General features: G+C 48.8%; 19 protein-coding genes. 11 read left to right on the top strand and 8 right to left on the bottom strand.

Features of this window, described 5'->3' with window-relative positions; all coding sequences use genetic code 11:
* Positions 1–83: 83 nt before the first annotated feature.
* The 8 genes from QNJ26_03375 (at position 84) to QNJ26_03340 (ending at position 7,368) form a co-directional block, all read left to right on the top strand.
* Positions 84–1,244, top strand: coding sequence for an ABC transporter ATP-binding protein (locus QNJ26_03375; protein ID MDJ0984562.1), 1,161 nt, complete (start codon positions 84–86; stop codon positions 1,242–1,244).
* A gap of 276 nt (positions 1,245–1,520) precedes the next feature.
* Positions 1,521–2,555: an ABC transporter ATP-binding protein gene (locus tag QNJ26_03370; protein MDJ0984561.1), complete on the top strand. Its 1,035-nt coding sequence runs from the start codon at positions 1,521–1,523 to the stop codon at positions 2,553–2,555.
* A gap of 237 nt (positions 2,556–2,792) precedes the next feature.
* Positions 2,793–3,443, top strand: coding sequence for a bifunctional nicotinamidase/pyrazinamidase (pncA, locus tag QNJ26_03365; GenBank protein ID MDJ0984560.1), 651 nt, complete (start codon positions 2,793–2,795; stop codon positions 3,441–3,443).
* A 104-nt stretch (positions 3,444–3,547) separates the two neighbouring features.
* Complete coding sequence (locus tag QNJ26_03360) at positions 3,548–4,318, top strand: hypothetical protein (protein ID MDJ0984559.1); 771 nt, start codon at positions 3,548–3,550, stop codon at positions 4,316–4,318.
* A 353-nt stretch (positions 4,319–4,671) separates the two neighbouring features.
* Positions 4,672–5,865 carry a PAS domain S-box protein gene (locus QNJ26_03355; GenBank protein MDJ0984558.1) on the top strand — a complete coding sequence of 398 codons (1,194 nt, stop codon included), beginning with the start codon at positions 4,672–4,674 and terminating at the stop codon, positions 5,863–5,865.
* 2 nt (positions 5,866–5,867) lie between these two features.
* The gene (locus QNJ26_03350; protein MDJ0984557.1) at positions 5,868–6,509 is read left to right on the top strand and encodes a hypothetical protein; all 642 of its coding nucleotides are present in this window, start codon (positions 5,868–5,870) and stop codon (positions 6,507–6,509) included.
* A 225-nt stretch (positions 6,510–6,734) separates the two neighbouring features.
* Positions 6,735–6,896: a hypothetical protein gene (locus QNJ26_03345; GenBank protein MDJ0984556.1), complete on the top strand. Its 162-nt coding sequence runs from the start codon at positions 6,735–6,737 to the stop codon at positions 6,894–6,896.
* A gap of 118 nt (positions 6,897–7,014) precedes the next feature.
* Entirely contained in the window at positions 7,015–7,368 is a 354-nt protein-coding gene (locus QNJ26_03340; protein MDJ0984555.1) for a hypothetical protein, read from the top strand.
* Here the strand turns inward: QNJ26_03340 and QNJ26_03335 are convergent.
* On the bottom strand, positions 7,365–8,417 hold the full coding sequence (locus QNJ26_03335) for an aldo/keto reductase (GenBank protein MDJ0984554.1): 1,053 nt from the start codon (positions 8,415–8,417) through the stop codon (positions 7,365–7,367). The two genes, QNJ26_03340 and QNJ26_03335, sit on opposite strands and share 4 nt — an antisense overlap.
* 374 nt (positions 8,418–8,791) lie before the next feature.
* Between QNJ26_03335 and QNJ26_03330 the strand changes: the two genes are divergently transcribed.
* Positions 8,792–9,037, top strand: coding sequence for a hypothetical protein (locus QNJ26_03330; GenBank protein MDJ0984553.1), 246 nt, complete (start codon positions 8,792–8,794; stop codon positions 9,035–9,037).
* A gap of 291 nt (positions 9,038–9,328) precedes the next feature.
* Here the strand turns inward: QNJ26_03330 and QNJ26_03325 are convergent, their stop codons facing one another.
* A complete protein-coding gene (locus QNJ26_03325) occupies positions 9,329–10,252 on the bottom strand; it encodes a M48 family metalloprotease (GenBank protein MDJ0984552.1) in 924 nt (307 codons plus the stop codon).
* A gap of 272 nt (positions 10,253–10,524) precedes the next feature.
* On the opposite strand from QNJ26_03325, the gene QNJ26_03320 reads away from it, so the two are divergent.
* The gene (locus QNJ26_03320) at positions 10,525–11,181 is read left to right on the top strand and encodes a hypothetical protein (GenBank protein MDJ0984551.1); all 657 of its coding nucleotides are present in this window, start codon (positions 10,525–10,527) and stop codon (positions 11,179–11,181) included.
* A gap of 90 nt (positions 11,182–11,271) precedes the next feature.
* Here the strand turns inward: QNJ26_03320 and QNJ26_03315 are convergent, their stop codons facing one another.
* The 6 genes from QNJ26_03315 to QNJ26_03290 all read right to left on the bottom strand — a co-directional run bounded on the left by QNJ26_03315 (position 11,272) and on the right by QNJ26_03290 (position 17,269).
* Positions 11,272–13,014, bottom strand: coding sequence for an ABC transporter substrate-binding protein (locus QNJ26_03315; protein ID MDJ0984550.1), 1,743 nt, complete (start codon positions 13,012–13,014; stop codon positions 11,272–11,274).
* 10 nt (positions 13,015–13,024) lie between these two features.
* On the bottom strand, positions 13,025–13,273 hold the full coding sequence (locus QNJ26_03310) for a GlsB/YeaQ/YmgE family stress response membrane protein (protein ID MDJ0984549.1): 249 nt from the start codon (positions 13,271–13,273) through the stop codon (positions 13,025–13,027).
* A gap of 145 nt (positions 13,274–13,418) precedes the next feature.
* The gene (locus QNJ26_03305) at positions 13,419–13,700 is read right to left on the bottom strand and encodes a DUF427 domain-containing protein (GenBank protein MDJ0984548.1); all 282 of its coding nucleotides are present in this window, start codon (positions 13,698–13,700) and stop codon (positions 13,419–13,421) included.
* A 146-nt stretch (positions 13,701–13,846) separates the two neighbouring features.
* On the bottom strand, positions 13,847–14,971 hold the full coding sequence (locus tag QNJ26_03300) for a PLP-dependent aspartate aminotransferase family protein (protein MDJ0984547.1): 1,125 nt from the start codon (positions 14,969–14,971) through the stop codon (positions 13,847–13,849).
* A 269-nt stretch (positions 14,972–15,240) separates the two neighbouring features.
* Positions 15,241–16,521 carry a cytosine deaminase gene (locus tag QNJ26_03295; GenBank protein ID MDJ0984546.1) on the bottom strand — a complete coding sequence of 427 codons (1,281 nt, stop codon included), beginning with the start codon at positions 16,519–16,521 and terminating at the stop codon, positions 15,241–15,243.
* A gap of 496 nt (positions 16,522–17,017) precedes the next feature.
* Positions 17,018–17,269, bottom strand: a complete 252-nt coding sequence (locus QNJ26_03290) for a hypothetical protein (GenBank protein ID MDJ0984545.1) — start codon at positions 17,267–17,269, stop codon at positions 17,018–17,020.
* A gap of 370 nt (positions 17,270–17,639) precedes the next feature.
* On the opposite strand from QNJ26_03290, the gene QNJ26_03285 reads away from it, so the two are divergent.
* A complete protein-coding gene (locus QNJ26_03285; GenBank protein ID MDJ0984544.1) occupies positions 17,640–19,514 on the top strand; it encodes a GNAT family N-acetyltransferase in 1,875 nt (624 codons plus the stop codon).
* The last annotated feature ends 47 nt before the right edge of the window (positions 19,515–19,561 follow it).

Raw genomic sequence — 19,561 nt, 5'->3', positions numbered from 1 at the left:
TTTTCGCCCTCTCAGCGAAAAGAAATAAGATAAAAACCTTTGCGCCCTCTGCGTCTCTGCGGTGAGAAAAAAGAGCACTCATAATGGCGAAATTGTTAGAGACTGAAAATCTGGTGACCAACTTCTACACCTATGAGGGTGTGGTCAAAGCGCTTAACAAAGTGAGCCTGGTGGTGGATCATGGTGCCACCTTTGGGCTGGTAGGTGAATCCGGCTGCGGTAAAAGTGTCACGGTGCGCTCCATCATGCGCATTGTGCCGGAGCCGGGACGCATTGAAGGCGGCAAGGTCATTGTCTATTTAGATGAAAAACGACAAGCAGCGGGCATGGATCTGCTGGCGCAATCTGAGGCCTTTATGGAAAGCTTGCGCGGGGATCGGATTTCCATGATCTTTCAAGAGCCCAATGCGGCCCTGAACCCCACCATGAGCATTGGGGATCAGGTGGCTGAAAGCTTTTTATTTCATCAAAAACAGAAATTGTGCGCAACCGTCCTCAATGAGCTTGAATCAGCTGATTGTCGCACCTTTCCACCGCTTAAACAATATTTAAAGGCTGTTTATGGTTTTGCTACCCGGCAGCCGGATGGCCTGCTGCTTCAGCTGCTGGCACGGATTCCAATAATACAACGCTGGCAGAGTCATCTGAAGAAAGAAGCCAGACAGCGCGCGGTTGGAATTATGGCCAAACTGGGTCTGTCCAATCCCGAACAGATTGCAGATCAATATCCCCATAATCTATCCGGCGGCATGAAGCAGCGTATCGTTATTGCTATCGCGCTGGCCTGCAACCCTGTATTGCTTATAGCCGATGAGGCCACTTCCAATCTGGACGTGACCATTCAAGCCCAGATCCTGGAGCTTCTGCGACAGCTAAAACATGAAGTGATTTCCTCTATTTTACTGATCACCCATGACCTGGGTGTGGTGGCCGAAACCTGTGATCGGGTCGGTGTCATGTATGCCGGCAATTTGTGTGAAGTGGCCGATGTCAAAGACCTTTTCCAGCGACCGTTGCACCCATATAGCCGGGCATTGCTGGATGCGGTCCCCAAATTTTCTATGGAAGATGGCCTGAAAAGCATTGACGGCCATGTGCCCAATTTGGTGATGCCGCCGGGCGGCTGCCGGTTCCACCCCCGCTGCCCGCACGCGATGGCGGTTTGCCAGGAGGCTTTTCCCGAAATGACCGAGATTGGAAAAAATCACCTGGTGGCCTGCTATTGGGCCGCAGCGGAAAAGTGACTCACCGCAGAGACGCAGAGATCGCAGAGGATAGTTTCTTTGCCTTGTCGCTGAGACGCCGACAAGGCAAAACATCTCAATCCTGCGGATTATAAAAAACTGATTTTGAACCTAATTTCTTTTAAGTACCGGTTAACTAATGTGGTTTATATCATATACGATATATGCGACAGCAGATTGTTTTTTGCTTTTCGTCCTCTCAACGAAAAGCAAAATTAAAAAAAACTCTCTGCGAACTCTGCGCCTTGAGCGAAGCGGGCGGTGAATAACAGAATAATGGAAAAAATACTCGAGTTGAAAAATCTGAAAAAGCACTATGCCATTCAAGGGGGTGTACTGCGTAGGGAAATTGGTGCTGTCAGGGCGCTGGATGGCATCGATTTGGCTATCTACCGCGGAGAATGTCTGGGGGTGGTGGGCGAATCGGGCTGCGGCAAAACCACTGCCGGAAAGGCCATAGTGCGTCTCTTCAAGCCCACCGACGGCCATATCTATTACACCCCCGCCGATGCGGCATCCAAAGGGACAGCCGACCTGGCGCGCATAAACAGGTCCCGTATTAAAAAACTGGGCCTGCGCAGCAAATTTCAGATGGTTTTCCAGGACCCAACCACCTCCCTGGATCCGCGCATGTTGGTCAAACATATCGTTGCCGAGCCCATTAAAACATTGCAACGCATGGGCGGTCGCGAACTTGAAGACCGGGTGCTGACTCTACTCGAGCAGGTGGGGTTAACCCGCGATCACCTGCTGCGCTACCCACATGAATTTTCCGGGGGACAGAGGCAACGAATTGCCGTTGCCCGGGCAATTGCCACGGACCCGGAGTTTATCGTGCTCGATGAACCCACCTCAGCCCTGGACGTATCGGTGCAGTCTCAGATTCTTAATCTGTTAAAATCTTTGCAACAAAGGTTGCAATTGACCTATATGTTTGTCACCCATCATCTTCTGGTGGTCAAATACATCAGTGACCGGGTGGCGGTAATGTATTTGGGTAAAATCATGGAACTGGCCGATACCGGTGTGATTTTTTCCAGACCCTTGCATCCGTATACGCATGCCCTGCTGTCAGCGATCCCGATACCAGATGTTGCCCCCCCACAGCAACGCATTGTATTGAGCGGCGATGTGCCCGATCCTGCCAGCCCGCCGGCAGGATGCCGTTTTCATACCCGTTGCCCGTTTGTCATTGATCATTGCCGGGCAGAAGAGCCAACACTTGAAGCGGCTGCAAGCGGCCATCGGGTTGCCTGCCATCGACAGCATGAAATGACCCGACTGATTGCCGATACTTTTGGTAATCCTTGACTCAAAAACCGGATTACTGATACGAATAAATGGACGGCTGCTGCATAACTATCCATCCTCCTTTTTGACAGGACTTCAAATGCAATTCACAAAACACAACCCCTTCTCATATCCTGGGAACGGGTTTTTTAGCGGCGGTCATCAGGTTGTCAGACAAAACCTTAATTTAGCGAAAAGAGGTTGCTCGTGAAAGCATAATAGCTTTTCACCCTAAGATTGCTTATAGGAGACCTTTATATGGTGACGGTTAAAAGTTCAGCCAGCACGGCTGAGAAAATAGGCGTCATTGTTGTCGACATGCAGGGCGATTTTACCACATACAAAAACGGCTCCCTTGCGGCCGATGGAACAGACCAGGCGTTTGTTGAAAAAGTGGCGAAAACCACACAGATGCTCAAAGAAAAAGGGTATCCGATTTTTGCCACCCAGGACTGGCACCCGCCCGAGCATGTATCTTTTTATTCGAATCATGCCGGCAAAAAGCCATTCGAGACCATCCAGCTCGAAGGTCGCACCCAGGTGCTGTGGCCACCGCATTGCGTTCAGAAAACCCCAAACGCGGAAGTTCTGTTGGATCAGAATCTGTTTGTGGCGATTGTCAAAAAAGGAAAAGATAAACGCTACGACAGCTATTCCGGCTTCAAGGATGACGGCGGTGCTGAAACAGAGATGGATCAGATTTTAAAGCAAAACGGTATCCAGGAGCTGATTATCTACGGCATTGCCACCGATTATTGTGTAAAACTTACCGCCCTTGATGCCGTCGACGCCGGGTATAAAGTGACGGTGGTTGAGGGTTTGTCCAAAGGCGTGGCAGCGGATACCACGGCAGTAGCCTTAGAAGAAATGAAGGCCAAAGACATTTCCCTGCTTAAAGAGATACAATAGGCGCCGCCAATCAAACCGGCGATGACCATGAGAGCTAAATCAAATTGGGATGCCCGTGGTTTTCCAGCATCCCGGCTGGAATGTAGTTTTAAATATGGGGGATCATGAATCAAGCCATTGCGATTATCGGAATCGGAGAAATGGGGGGCGTTTTTGCCCGAGGGTTATTGCGCTGCGGATATCCAGTCTATCCGATAAACCGGTCCGTGAGCATTGCCGATGTGGCCCCCAAAATACCAGACCCGGTATTGGTTCTGGTGGCGGTAGCCGAAAAGGATTTGGATGATGTCCTGGTCGCTGTACCCGAAAGTTGGCGCGGCCGTATGGGGCTTTTACAAAACGAGCTTCTGCCGGACGACTGGCAAAGGCACCATATCAGCAACCCCACGGTAATATCAGTCTGGTTTGAAAAGAAAAAAGGACAGGCTGTCAAGGTCCTGATGCCTTCTGTGATTTATGGCCCCCAGGCAGATATGATCAAAATATCTCTGGATAGCCTCGGCATACCCAGCCGCCGTCTGGCCAATGAGCAAGACTTGTTGTTGCAGCTGGTCTTAAAGAACTTGTTTGTTTTGACAATAAATATCGCCGGGCTGAAAACCGGCGGAACAGTGACGCATCTGTGGGACAAAAACAACGAACTGGCCCGCAATGTCGCTGTGGAAGTCATCGAGCTACAGGAGTGGCTGGTGCAATTGGATTTGCCCCGTGAGCGCCTGCTTGCGGATTTGGAAAAAGCCATCCAAGCAGATCCTAATCATAAATGCATCGGCCGCTCGGCCCCGGCGCGATGTGATCGTGCGATTCAAATGGCTGATAAAGCCGGGCTGGCCGCGCAGGCCATCAGGGAAATTCATGCAAGTCTAACTATTTAAAATACATATAAATTCTTAACCGTGGTTTGGCAACGGTTTGAATTTGCCCTTACCGCATATTGACAGACGAACTGACGATTTTTGTTCAGCGTCGTTCCCGCCAAAGAAGAGCCCTATTCTAAATAACGAATATTATTTAAAAAAATTTTACAATCAATATCTGGTACGCATCTTGCCTGTTCAAATCCTGGCAATTATTTTCGTATACAGGAATATAGCTTATCTTTTTCCACTAAACGGCCGATATTATAATATATAGAACCTAAATAAGGCATGAGAAGATGATGCAGCATCAAGGAACGCAAAAACGCAATAAATCTACCGGGCAACCCGTGAAAATGGACGCGCCTTTAATGGATAAACACCCGACAACCAAAGAATTAACGGACAGAATCAAAGCGCTCGAAGAAGAATTGCAGCAGCGGATCAAAACAGAAGCGGAGCTTCGCGAGTTGGAGCAGCAGTATAAGCTTATGTTTAATAAAGCCCGGGATGCCATTTTCATCATTCAGGACAACCTGATTCGATTTGCCAATCGACGCGCGAAAACGGTTCTGGGCTACAGCGATGAGGAGTTATCCACCACAGCAATTGCCGAGCTCATTCACCCTAAAGACAAAGCTCTGGTGCTTGAGCGTCATCAGAAAAAATTAAAAGGTGGAAAAGTCCCGGTCACCCATTCTTTCAGGGTTATCAGCAAAAAGGGCAGGCAAATATGGGTGGAGCACACTGCGGTGCGGATTCTCTGGAAAGGGCAGCCAGCCACTTTAAATTTTGTCCGCAATATTACCCAAAAAAGAAAACTGGACGCTCAGCTCCAGTTTACGGCCCGCCTGGAAGCCATCGGCACTCTGGCAGGCGGGATTGCGCATGCATTTAACAACCTTTTGATGGGTATCCAGGGGCACGCATCATTGCTGCTGATGGATATCGACGCTAAGCATCCCCATTACGAGGATTTAACAAAAATCGAAACCGCCGTTGAGGAAGGCGCTGAACTCACCCAGCAGTTGATGGGTTATGCGCGCAAGGGAAGGTATCGCTCCAGAGCAATTGCGATCAACGAAATTATTGAAAAGACCTCTCACACATTTCAAAAAATGAAAAAGGAAATCACTATCTACAAAGATTTTACCCAGCGGCCGCATACCATTGAAGCCGACCAGGGCCAGATAGAACATATGCTGTTAAATCTTTATATTAATGCAGCAGACGCAATGCCGGATGGGGGGGATATACTTCTTAAAACCAAAAATGTGACCCACCGGGATATCAAAAGCCATCTTTATGAGCCGAAACCGGGGAAATACCTTAAGATCACGGTTTCGGACAAAGGCATGGGGATCGACAAAAAAATTCAGCACCGGATCTTTGATCCCTTTTTTACAACCAAAAAAACCGGCAAAGGCACCGGTCTTGGATTGGCATCGGTTTATGGGATCGTAAAGAGCCACGATGGTTATATTAATGTGGAGTCCCAAAAAGGGCGCGGCACCGCATTTTATATATATCTACCGGCTGGGGTTCAAAAGAAATCAAAGAGATAAAAATGCTTGCAGCTAACTCTAAATTAAACCTGGTTCGGATTGGCAGTCACATTACCATCAGCAGTCTTAAAGAGATCGGTAATGGTTTGCTGGCATCTTTTCACGGTATCATCGGTGAGATTGATTTAGCCCATCATGAATCGCCCATGATAGACAGCATCGATGCGCGGCTGCTGACGCTGATCCTGGGTGAAGAATACATAGGAAACACGCTGGGGATTACCGATGCGGATCTCAAAATAGATGATGACGATGAATTTTATAACTCCATTCTCGGCGGGAAAAATCCCAATAATGATGTTGCGGTTGTTTCAACCAAAAAACTAACACCCGACCATATCGGTTCCGAGGCAGAAATCGACCTGCTGATTGATCGCACCACCAAAGTGGCCCTGCACGAAGTCGGTCATAATTTTGGATTGACCGATCACGCATCCTTTAGGCCGGCGCCGGATGGATCCTTATGTCCTATGAGTAGAGGCGAGTTTAATAAGTTTGGGTATCGGGGCTATGTGCGGGCGATTGTGGATGGTCGCGGTCTTCGTTTTTGTGATGAATGCAGACTTTTTTTACAATCGGTCTATGGCTGGAAAGACTCGCAAAAGGATATTGTAAAAGACAGGCTCACCTCAAGTTTCAATTAAAAGCCATTTTAAAAAGGAAACATCTGGAAAATCGTTCCAAAATGCTTACCCTATAATTTATTCAATATATATCACAAAGGCCCATCACTTAATTCGTTGAACTTATGATCGTGATTGGGTTCACCCGCAACAATTGGGAACCGCGTACCTGCTATTTGCCGCTCGTGGCGATCATATCCAAGCTGGCCGGCGCTTGTAGCCACAACAACTCTGGAGGATGGGTCCATGCCTGAAGAAAATAATGCCAAAAAAGCGGTCTTTGAAGACTGCATTGAAGAATGCTACTTAGCAAGCAAACTGTGTTATGAAAAATCAGATGGCACCCCGGTTTGCCCGTTCGATTTTGAAAAATGTGCGGATGACTGTCGCAGACGGTTTCTAGCCTAAGTGCGATGCCACCGGTGGGACCTTATGCTCACCCTATGCACAAAGAGCAAGGGGGTCGAACTTTAACCATCTGCTTCTATCCATTATTTTATGACCTGGTACAAGGAGAAAAGCAGCCATGCAGAATCCCAATGATTCCCAAAATTCAGTTGACCCCGTCGATCCGGCATCCGGCGTTCAATTACTGACCCGGCAGATTGAAGCCGCAGAGCAGATGTTGCTGAATCAACCCATTCAATCAAAAGAATACGCTGCCTGGAATGATCAGACAAGGGCGCATTTGATCCGGGTTTATGGTGAGCGTTCACCCAATATTGACACCATTACCGAGTCGGTCGGCACCGCTCCGGCGTGGTTGTTTATGCCCGATGATGTTGCCGAGCAATACGTGACCTCCGGTCTTGAAGAAAAAATTCAAAGACTCAAGGGCTGTGTGGTGGCCTTAAAGCGCAAGGCCAAGCAAACCGCTTAAAATTGTCGATGGTTATCAATCAAGTCCCGCATGCCGCCAAAAGCAAAATTTTGCACCAGCTCATTTGTGAAGAAATCATGGGGAAAGCCCAGTTCAATCCGGCTGACATCGTTGAGTCTTTGCAGGTGTTCTTCGTCAAGAGAGAACTCTACGCAGGCCAGATTGTCTTTTAACTGGGACAAACGACGCGCACCAATAATTGGAATCACCACACCGGGCTGCTGACGCAGCCAGTTCAGGGCCACCTGGGCCGCCGTCTTACCGATCGCATCCGCAATCTCTGCCACTGTTGCGGCAATGGCCTGTTTGCGCTCATCGATATCAACCAGCGGCGCCATCATGGGATGTTCCAGCCGCTTTTCTGCACCGTCCGAATTTGCGTCGGGCGCGTATTTGCCGGTCAGCAGTCCGCCGGCCAGCGGCGACCACGCCGTAACACCAAGATCCAGTTCGCGGGCCATGGGCAACAGTTCTCGCTCCGAGGTGCGCTCAATCAGGCTGTACTCAATCTGCAGACCGACAAACGAGGTCCAGCCACGCAATTCGGCCAGCATGTTGGCCCGGGCAACTATCCAGGCCGGTGCATCCGAAATGCCGATATACAAAACCTTTCCCTGGCGCACCAGATCGTCAAAAGCGCGCATGACCTCTTCTACGGGTGTCGTAAAATCCCAAACGTGCAGCCAGTAAAGATCGATATAGTCTGTTTTGAGTCGCTGCAGGCTGGCTTCGACGGACTGCATCATATTTTTGCGCTGATTGCCTGCGGCGTTGGGATCGCTGCCGGGAGCGGTGTTGGTATATTTGGTGGCCAGCACGATGCGCTCACGATCGGATGCCATGAATTCACCTAAAAAACTTTCGCTGGTGCCGTTGGTGTAAAGATCTGCGGTGTCAATGAAATTTCCGCCGGATTCCACAAACGCATCATACACTGACCGGCTTTCGTTTTTTGATGACCCCCAGCCCCAATCGTCTCCAAAGGTCATGGTTCCCAGACAAAGCTCAGAAACCCTTAAACCGCTTTTCCCCAAAAGTTTGTACCGCATATCAAACCTCCTATGTGTCTGCAATGCAATGGCGTTCAAGAAGGGTGATGGACTATTGTCTAAAAATAGGAACGGCATTTGAAACGGCAAGTCATTTCCGTGGGAAATCGTGGGGCACTTGCCTGTCCGGAAGAATTTTATGCGGCATTTGCCCATGAGACGCCGAATGGTCTTCAGGGCTAAAACCCCATCTGCCGACACGGCCGGTGCGGCCGATGATTTATTTAAAATAATTACAAAAGGTTAAAATTAACAGGTCTAAAATACATCGCCAAAATAGGAATCGACTCTAATATGGCACAGGTTTTGATCTAAACAAGTTTAAAAACACAATACGCTCCGGGAACACCATAAGGCATCCCGGGGGTGGAAAAATGGACGCATTCAGAATCGTAAAAATCAATTACAACATTGAAATCATATCCAAGATTATTAACAGCATCGCGAAAAAATACGACTGTCAGGTGAAATTTGACCATGAAACCGAAACGGTCGCCTCCAACTGCAAAGAGGGTAACAAATCCCAAATTTTAGCAGAGGTGATGGGCATATTTGGGGTAAATAAGTGGTTCGCATTACCCTCTTATGCCCATGTTTGTGTGCTTCATGTCCTTGCCTGATTCGGCGGTGGTGTCGGCGCGCCTCCCTCTTAAAAACTTTCAATGTTGAAATCGACCGGTTCGAAAAAAACTTCAGCTATTGAAAAGGCGGCTTTAGCTAGCGCGAGCCGCCTTGTGCATTTAGTTGCTCAAATTGGCCTATTATTCTGCCCCAAAGCAGGGGCTAGGAAGTCTGAGCGCTCATCTTTAGCCCCGCCCCAAATAAACCCATTTCTTCAGGGGCAGAAATCCGCATCACATCATAAAATTCACAAAAAAGACGTCAGTTACGATGACGGTATCGACCGGACATCATTGAACGGTGCGTTTTACGGAATTAAAGTCGCGCTGGCTGGATTGCATTTCGTCCGGGATGTGGGGTTGTTTCTGAGGTGATGTCTGCGGCTGTGCTGCCGTTTGCGGTAACAGCTCTTCTATCAGTTTAGTGCGCTCCAGCGCAGAAAGATCGCGTTTGAGCGGCTTTGCCTTTTTGCGCAGGGCTTCGTCCTCTTCAATACGCTGCCAGAATGTGAGCATCGCATCCGGTGAGTACTTGGCACGCTCCATAATCAGCATCGCAATTTCCGTCGCTTCCTGCTCCTCTTTTAAATTGTATTCGCGGTCAAGCGCATCCAGATCTGCCAGCTCGACATAGGCCCATTTCATCCAGCCCCGGCCTGAAATCATCACCGCACCCTGAGTGGCCTGCAGGATGGCAATGCTGGTGGCCAATTCGGCCACATCAAAAAATACATCTGTCCACAGGGTAAATTCCACCGGATACGTATGCCGGGCCAGCACGTGGGCAATTTCACAAGACATGACGGCGGCGATCTCATCGTTGTTTTGGGCGGCATCCAGAAAGCCGGACCATACAAAAACATAGTTGCCGTGAACTGCGCGGACATCGACGATTTCCGGATCGTCAAAAAGATGCAGGTGCCAGGGAAGGTGGTCGGCTTCGGCGGCCTGTATTAGCTCGTCAAAAATGGTCACGAGCTTATTCATGCGCTTCGGGTCGGAATTCAACTCATGATCATCGCACAAATCGTCAAATATTTTTTGACCATATGCGGATTCGCCTGGAGCCATGGCATCTATTTTGGGGATGGTGCCGGGTTCAATGGGGCGCACTTTGACGGTGCAGGCATTTGTCGAAAAAAGAATCCCGGCGGACAGTATGACCGCAAATGCGATACGATGGGTGGTCTTGGCAAGGGCTTTTGATGGTAGCATGCAGGATCTTCCTATCTACTCAGTGGTGATATGGATTTGTTCGTCATCAACGCTGCTCGTAAGAAAAAAAATGCTATTTAGCTGTCTGCATCCAGCATCATCAGCCAATAAAGTTACCACTGTGTAACACAACTGGGCGCCAATGAAAAGCCTTAAATAAAAAACAGGGATTTTTTAAAGTTTTTATGATTTTGGCCGATAAAATAAAATAACATTATCAACAGTTTACATTCAGAGTGCCACCAACGCTTTTAACAAAGGAGAGTATTGTTATGTACTCGAAATTATTTAAAATACTATTTTTCCTGGCGCTGGCCGTCATTGTGTCATATCCGGGCAATGGTCTTGCCTTTAAATCATTGACCCGCGACCAGCTGGTCTATGATGCCATTGAATTTTCTCCTCCGGAGCTCAAAGAATACCTGCTCAGCAATATGGAGACGGTCTCGGCCGGGATGCATTTTAAGGAAAGACACCGTCACAGCCCATATTCGATTAATCCCTATGATACAGAGATGGTTTACCAGAATTTGATCAAGGATTTAAAAGACGGCCGACATGAAGATTTTAATACCGCTCATGCCTTTGGCGTGCTGGCCTGCTTTCTGGCCGAAACGATTTCTCCGGATGATTACAAGACACCTGCGCATCTGATACCGGAAAAGGTGGAGTACGATGGCTTCCAGCGGGTTGATACGGTCAGTGTAAAACCTCATATTGACGGCCTGATCAAAGATTATCGCCTGCCTTGCCGCCAACGCATGAAACGCGAAATTACCGATAGGCTCTATAATGTTGCGGTCAATGAAATAGTGGATTACTGGATCAGTGCCTGGGAAGCCAGCGGCTACCAGCCCGGTATGCTTACCCGCGCCGGTCAGCAAATTAGGCATAAGAATCTGGTGCTGAATTTTAAGGTGATCGGCTGACGGCCTGGCTAACGGGCAGGTTCTGCTCGTCAACTTCAGGCACCACTGACGAATCGAAAATTAAAAAGATCCCGCGTTATCGCGGGATCTTTATTTTTGGAGGCGTTTAAGATCTTCCCAGGCATCGGTGAGCATGGCATTGGGCACATAGCCGTCCACCCAATCGCGGTATGCACGGATATTGATCTGCTGGTACAGCGGGATACCGATGGCTTCTTCGTACCACAGATGCTGCAGACGGGTGTATATTTCAGCGCGTTTATCCGGTTCAACCGTGACAATACCAGCCTCACACAGCCGGTCGACGGTATCATTTTTGTATGCCATAAATCTGCCGTAAACCCCTCGTGAGTGCATAAAGGTGTGTAAAAAGTTATGGGGGTCCGCATAATCGGCTGCCCAGCCGGTTATAAAAATCGGGTATCGATAGCTGCGATATTCAACCAGATAATCCTTCCACTCGACGTTTCGAATCTCAATGCTGAATTTGGGGTTGAGCGACATGATGTTTTCAGACAGCATCATCGCAGCCGCCTCGCGCATGGCATTGCCCGAATTGTAGGTGATCACCATTTTGAACCCGTTGTCCCATACCCGGCCGTCCCAGGCCTTCTGCAGGTGCTCCCGGGCCTTATCCAAATCAAAGGCATAATGTGGCACGGTTATATGATACGGCAGCCCTTCAATGTTCGGGCTGGTGGGCATGATCACCAGATTATCAAAGACATCCTGGCGATAGGTTTCGCGATCCATGGCGTGTAAAAACGCTTTGCGGACATGAATATCGGAAAAAAAATCCGACGGAATACCGTTGCCGTCGAGGCGGCCACTGCCGATGTTGGGATTGCCCGTCGGATCAATTTTCTGGCAGAAAAGCGCAAATGATACTGATAGCTGGGGCACGTTGAAGATCTTTAATCCCCGCATGGCCTTAACTTCTGGCACATAGGGGATGTCCACCGTCACCCGGTCTGCATCGCCGTTTTGCAGCATGAGCTTGCGGGTGCTCCATTCTTTTACATATTTGACAATCGTTCTTTTGAGCTTGGGCTTGGTGCCCCAGTATCCGTCAAAGCGCTCGAAAACGAATTGCTTGGAAGGCTCCCAGGACTTAAAGCGAAATGCACCGGTACCGTTGGCCACTTTTGACAATGGCTCATGGCCAGGTGCCGGGTTATTGAATTTTGCCGCCTGGTCGATACGGCCGTCCCAGCATCCGTTAGCAATGGCCCATTGCCGATTGATAACCACCGACGAAGAGTTGGCCAGAATTCCCAGCAGCGGCGGATAGGGCCTGGGCAGACGGATGATCACCTTGTCATCTGTGGCGCTGATGGCATAATCGATCATTTTAAAAATACCCGGCCAGATTTTACCGTTTTCATCGCGGGTCGAATTTTTGCCGGTCAGGGCCTCGAGCAGCATCCACATGGGGCCACCATCGGGATCCACTATCATGTTGCGCTTAAACGAGTAAGCCACATCCTGCGGGGTGAGTTCAGCGCCGCTATGAAATTTAACACCCTTACGGATGGTAAACACATAGGTGGTCCCGTCAGCTGAAATAGCGCCGTTTTCAAGCGATGGGACCTGTGTGGCCAAAACGGGAATGAATGCTTCGGTTTTGGATCCATCAAAAAAGATGAGGGGCTCGTAGATATTCAAGATACGCTGGCTGCCAGTGGTATCATAGCAAGCGGCCGGGTCCAGGGTACGCAGGGTACCGTAAGTGGCCAAAATAAAGGTATCCGGATTTTTAACGCCGGCCGGTGCATCCGCAGCACCGATAATAAGAATGAGTAGTCCGACAATGAATTTCAGTATGGGTTTCATTTCACAAGCGTTATTTTTTAAACTTTCTGTAAATAATGAGCAGGAGTACAGCGCCACCGACGGCAATGACCAGGCTGCGAAAATCAAAGCCGGTGACCTTGCCGAAACCGATTGCCGAGCTGATAAAACCGCCACCAATAGCGCCTGCAATCCCAAGGATAATGGTCATAAAAATACCGCCCGGATCCTTGCCGGGCATCAGCAATTTGGCGATAATTCCCACAACCAGCCCTAGAATAATCCATGATAGAATTCCCATAATTTTCCCCCATTTTTTTGAGCTTATCAGTTTAAATCAAATATGATTGCCAAGCAGCCACGGTTCGGCAAGCCGCTTGAAAGGAAAGTTTGCTAGCTATTGCAAGATCGCTATAATTGCCAGCATTTTATCAAAAATTCAATCTTTATGAGATTTCCACGACGCTTTTGTAAAAAGCCACGTAATTTTTGATCTGCTTAGCCTTGTCCCTGGGCTCCGGATAATACCAGGCTGCATTCTGCTCGACCTTATCACCGATGACGATGTGATAATAGCTGGCCTGACCTTTCCAGGGGCAGGTGGTGTGTTTATCGCTTTTTTGAAAATATTCTGTTTTGATGGATTCCGGCGGAAAATAATGGTTGCCTTCGATGACAATCGTCTGATCGCTTTCTGCCAGAACCAGATCATCGCGCAAAGCTTTCATGGTTTTTTCTCCTGGATGCCAATTGTTTTGTCGGCCTATGGGTGCAACTGCTAAATCATGGCACGGTGCTCATTAAATATCTTGAAGATAATACATTCGAGGACGAGCACGAGAACGACGACGAGTATGGGCCACATTCTCGTCCTCTAACCGGACAAAGCCCTGTCAATATCCGCAATGATGTCATCCGGATCTTCGATGCCCACCGACAGACGCAGGGTGTTGTCGGTAATTCCCAGTTCAGCGCGTTCGGCCGCAGAGATTTTCTGATGGGATGTGGTTGCCGGTGAACAGATAATGGTTTCCACCCCGCCGAGGCTAAGGGCCGGAGTGATCACTTTCAGGTTTTTTAAGAAGTGTTCCGGTGACTGCCCGCCCAATTCAAATGCCAGCATGCCGCCAAAGCCGCGCATTTGCTTTTTGGCCAACACATGTCCCGGGTGGTCTTCCAGACCGGGATAAAAGACTTTTTGAATGCGTGCGTCTTTTTGCAGATGTTCGGCGATGATCTGGGCATTGCGGTTGTGTTTATCGACCCTGACCCCCAGGGTTTTTAAACTTCTTTCCAGCAGATAACAGGTCATGGCGTTCATGCTGCCGCCCAGATTAGCGGCGGTTGCCGCGATTTTATCGGCGAGTTCCCGGCGTGTGACAACCGCGCCGCAGCACAAATCGCTGTGGCCGCCCAGATACTTGGTGCCGCTGTGGGCCACAATGTCGATACCCAGATCCAGCGGATTTTGATTGATCGGCGTTGCAAAGGTGTTGTCAATGATGCTCAACGCATTGTGATGTTTGGCGATTTGAGCGGTAGATGCGATGTCGGTAACCAGCAGCAGCGGGTTGGATGGCGTTTCAATGTAAATGATTTTGGTGTTTGCTGTGACCGCTTTTTCAATGTCGTCAGCCTCATTGCTAACAAAGGTAAATTCGATGCCGAAGCGCTTAAAATCTGCGGTTACAAAATGATGGGTGCCGCCGTAAATATCTTTTTGCAGCACAACGTGATCGCCACTGCCGAGAAAGGCCAGCATGGCCGTGCTGATGGCCGCCATGCCCGAGCTGAACAGCAGGCCGTCTTCGGCATTTTCCAGGGCGCAGAGTTTGTCGACCACCGCTTTTTGATTGGGAATGTTAAAGTAGCGTGGATACACGTTGTGGTCGGTATCCAGATATTCAAAAGACGAGGAGGTAAAGATGGGTGTGTTAAGGCCTCTGGTAAGGGGGTCTTTGGCGGTACCACTGTGAACGCAACGGGTGCTTTTTTGCATGCGACAGTCCTTTTGATATGGGTTATTTGAAATGAAAATTCGATGGGATCTCAGAGATGTCCTTTTGCCTGCAGCGATATCAATTCCACCGCACCGTGGCCCTCATATTTGGGATTCCAGCAGCAAAACGCAGCTCAAAATGCATGGTATCGAGAATCCCAAATATAGGGCGCCGGTGAGCGTTTTTGCCTATAACTAAGATATCGCTGATAGCAAAAGGCACCTCCAAGATCCTAATTCGACATTTGCTAGCAAAATGGATAACGTATCTAACGATGATATTGGAAATCAATCGGTTTTTGCTCTTTGCCATACTGAATCCGGCTCTGTGACGGCTGGGTTTCAGCCACCACACGGCCGGATTTGGCCACCGTTAAACGCGCCGGGCACAGGCGCAGCGCATCCAGCACGCTGCGGGCATCCAAAATGACAAAATCAGCCCGGCAACCGGGCGCAATACCATAGGAATCGGCGATACCGAAGGTTTTGGCCGAATTGATGGTAATCGTATCAAACATCTGCTGCATTTCGTCAAAGCCCGACATATGACAAACATGGATGGCCAGCTGGGCCGCCGCCAGCATATCGCCTTTACCCAGCGGATACCAGGGATCCATAATGGAATCGTGGCCCAGACTGACATTGATGCCGGCGGCCAGTAGTTCCTTGACCCGCGTTATGCCGCGGCGTTTCGGGTAGGTGTCAAAGCGCGCCTGCAGCACCGTGTTATCAAAAGGATTGGCGATAATATTCACTCCGGCGCGACTCAACAAACCCTGAAGTTTAAATGCATAAGCGTTGTTATAGGAGTGCATGGCGGTGGTATGGCCGGCTGAGACGCGATGTTCAAAACCGCGTTTGATTGCCTCAGAGGCCAGCACTTCAAGAAAACGCGAATGTTCATCATCGGTTTCATCACAATGCACGTCGATCATACGGTCAAATTCTTCCGCCAGCGCATAGACGATACCGATGGATGCAACGCCATCTTCCCGGGTCCATTCACAATGGGGGATGCCGCCGACCAGATCGGCGCCCAGCGTTAAGGCTTCGCGTAACAAATCCGGTGCCTTGGAATAGGAAAGGATGCCGTCCTGCGGAAAGGCCACGATCTGGATTTCGGCGATATCGCTGACTTCTTCCCTCAGCTGTAGCATGTATTTTAGAGCCGTCAGGCCGGGGTCGCAGATATCGATATGGGTGCGGATGTAAAGCGTGCCCTGGGCAACTTCCCACTCAATAGCTCGCCGCGCGCGATCTTTAAAATCTTCAAATTGGGGATAGGCATTTTTATATTCACCCCATACCTGGATACCTTCCGGGTGGCTGCCGCTGATATTGTAGCGTGGGATTCCAGCGGTCAGCGCGGCATCCAGATGCAAATGCGGATCGATAAAGGGCGGGCAGACCAGATGTCCGTCGGCATTAATTTCGGTTTGGGCCTGGATCTTGAGTCCGGGACCTATTTCAGCAAAAGTACCGGCCCGAACAGCCAGATCGACCAGTTTTTCCCTATCCGCCAGGCGGGCATTTCTGACAATAAGATCCATGTGCAGCTCCTTTTTCTGATAAGGTGCCATGCATTGATATCTTCGTTGCCGGCCTAAACACATCTGGCCGAATCCGAAGCGTATTGAGGGGAGCTTGATTGGAACCTTTTAAATCGATGGTATCACCACTAAGAAATATTGTCATGTGGTGTCAACCCAAAAGTAAGGAAGGCAGGTTTATAGGTGTCCAGCCTTCGCTTGGAAAGCTACGGCCTGGCAGGCAGGTGTCAGCAAAAAAATAGTGTCAGTGTTCAGGTGTCAGGATTCAAAACTTCCGCCATTGGCAGATTCAGTGTTAAGTTTCTGGTATCAGGGCAAGTTGGTCAAACTAAAGAATACAAAATGCAGATGACGAAAAAAGCAGACGAAACTTTATTTTACCGTAAATCATTTGCTTACTGACACCTGAACACTGACACCCGAAACCATAGTGATTGTGCTTTATGATTTGAAATTGAATCCATTCATAGCCGCGACTGGAGAAAAATATACGACTTTATGCGCCCAATCCGATCATCTCATGTGTGTCTCGCCACTGGACGTAGGGCACGCTTTTGATCTCTTGCAGATCACTGGCGGGAATGCAGCCAACGGTTGAGTTGGGCATATAAAAGCATTGCTGACCTTTGTGAGGGCCTTCTTCCAGGATCCAGCCTTCTTGAACGGCGACTTTTTTGCCCACAAATTCGGTGGCGCTAGCATCATATTCACTTTCACTTGACGGTTGAAAAACGGCTTCAAAATACATAATTTATCTCCTTTAAAGAAAAAAAATCGGCAGAGACGAAAAAGACCCTGCCGTTCAATGCTACTCAGTCTGGGAAATCGAATTTAAAAACTTAAGATGGTAAACAACTCCATTGCCAGAACGCACAAATTCATGCGGATGTAAAACAGTTTGATTGGTTGTTGCTATTTTATGCTTCAGTGATAAATCCATCATATGCCGTGGATGGTGTTGCAAAGCAACGCTTGATTAACCCAGCATTTTTTAACACCCTTACAAAAGTCCGCTACAATACGGATTAAAAAATAAAAGTCAACAGTTTTTTATCAATTAAGAACGCAAAACGCTAACGCCATCGTTACTGCCATCAATCACAAAAAGGGATCCTCAAATGAAAGCCAACACATTAGAAGACAATTACAAAGCCAAGCTTCAGCCTGCCGATTCAGCGGTTCGCATGATCCGCGCCGGCCAAAGGGTTTTTATCGGCTCTTCCTGTGGAGAGCCCCAGCATCTGGTCGCTGCGCTTATGGATAATGCCACCTATTATTCAGATGTCGAAATTGTGCGTCTGCTCAGTGTCGAAGGCTCCCTCTTAGCACTGATGGCAGATGAATACCGGGGGCATACATTTAATATAAGGTCCATATATCAGGGCTCCGACCAAACAGCGGGTCTGCGCGCCAATAGACGCTTTATTACCCCCATGAACCTGTGCGCGGTTCCCAATTTATTCAAAAAAAGGCTTTTTCCGCTGCATTTTGCTTTAATCCAGGTATCACCACCGGATGAGCATGGCTGGATGAGTCTGGGAATTTCAGTGGATGTCACCCTGGCAGCGGCCCAATCCGCGGATGTGGTCATCGCTCAGGTCAATCCCAAAATGCCCCGCGTGCCGGGACACAGCTTCATTCATCTAAATGACGTGGATGTGATCGTCGAGCATGAAGAGGAGTTGTTGAGCGCATATGATTTGCCCGAATATGAATCCGCTGCCGACATTGCAAACATAACAGCGAATCTGGTGGATGATGGCGCCACCGTGCAGCTTGGATTGGCGGAGCTTTCCAGGCCAATCGCGGAAGCTTTGGCAGACAAAAACGATCTGGGCGTTCATACCGAAATTTTAACCGATGATCTAATGGAACTGCTGTCCAAAGGTGTGGTCACCAATCGCTATAAAAATTTGAATGAAGGCAAACTCATTGCCAGCGGCGCCATTGGCAGTCAAAAATTATATCAAGCGTTGGACAACAATGTGGCCCTTGAATTTCGACCTTCGGATTATGTCAACCATCCAGCCATTATTTCTCAAAACCATAAAATGGTGGCCATTAATTTTGCGCGCACCATGGACTTGACCGGACAGGTTTTTGGCGATGCCCTGCCTCAGAACCATTTTTCAGGGGTTACCGGTATGCTCGATTTTATCATGGGGGCCACCATGTCGCCTTTGGGCAAATCGATTATTGTCATTTCCGCCCGCAGCATGGACGACAAAACCAGCCGGATTATCCCAAAATCAGATGTGGGGTCCATACTGGTTCCCAAAGGATATGTTTCGTATGTGGTCAGTGAATTTGGCATGGTCAATCTTTTTGGCAAAAATGTTGAGGAAAGAGCCATGGCGATGATCAGTTTGGCCCATCCGGATTTTCGCGATGAGCTGTTTCACACCGCCCAGGAAAAAGGAATCATCGATCGCAATCGATCGCTGAACGAATCCCTGTTTGGTGTCTATCCGGCCAGAATGGAAGAAGAACGGGTCTACGATGGAGTCGAAGTCACGTTTCGGCCGGCAAAACAAGTTGATGGCCGCCGCATTCAGGAGCATTTTTACGGCATGGATGAAAAAGACGTCCAGACCCGGTTTTTCAGTATCCGTAGGAGTTTTTATCGAGAAGACATGGAAGGCATGTTTCAGGTCGACTATATTAAGAACCTGTCGATCGTGGCTGTTACCGGCGAGGTTGGATTTGAAAAAATTATCGGTCTCGGGATGTATGCGCTGGAAGAGGGAACCGTTGCGGAAGTGGCCTTTTCGGTTTCCAAAGAATGGCAGGGCAAAGGCATTGCCAGCGTCCTGCTTGAAAAAATTACCGAAGCGGCCCGTGAAAACGGTATTACCAGCCTGGTTGCCTATATGCTGTCGACCAATAAAGGCATGATCAAGCTGTTTAACAAACTGCCTTACAAAATCGAAACCAAAATGGAAGAAGGCATGTTGGTACTGAAATGCAATTTTGAAATTGACACGGCAAGTTAAATCATCAGGCGTTTTAGATGACATATTCTTAAACCCAACCGACCCCC

It is taken from the genome of Desulfobacterales bacterium, assembly GCA_030066985.1.
Lineage (GTDB): Bacteria > Desulfobacterota > Desulfobacteria > Desulfobacterales > JAHEIW01 > JAHEIW01.
This window is presented reverse-complemented; position numbering and strand designations above follow the sequence as displayed.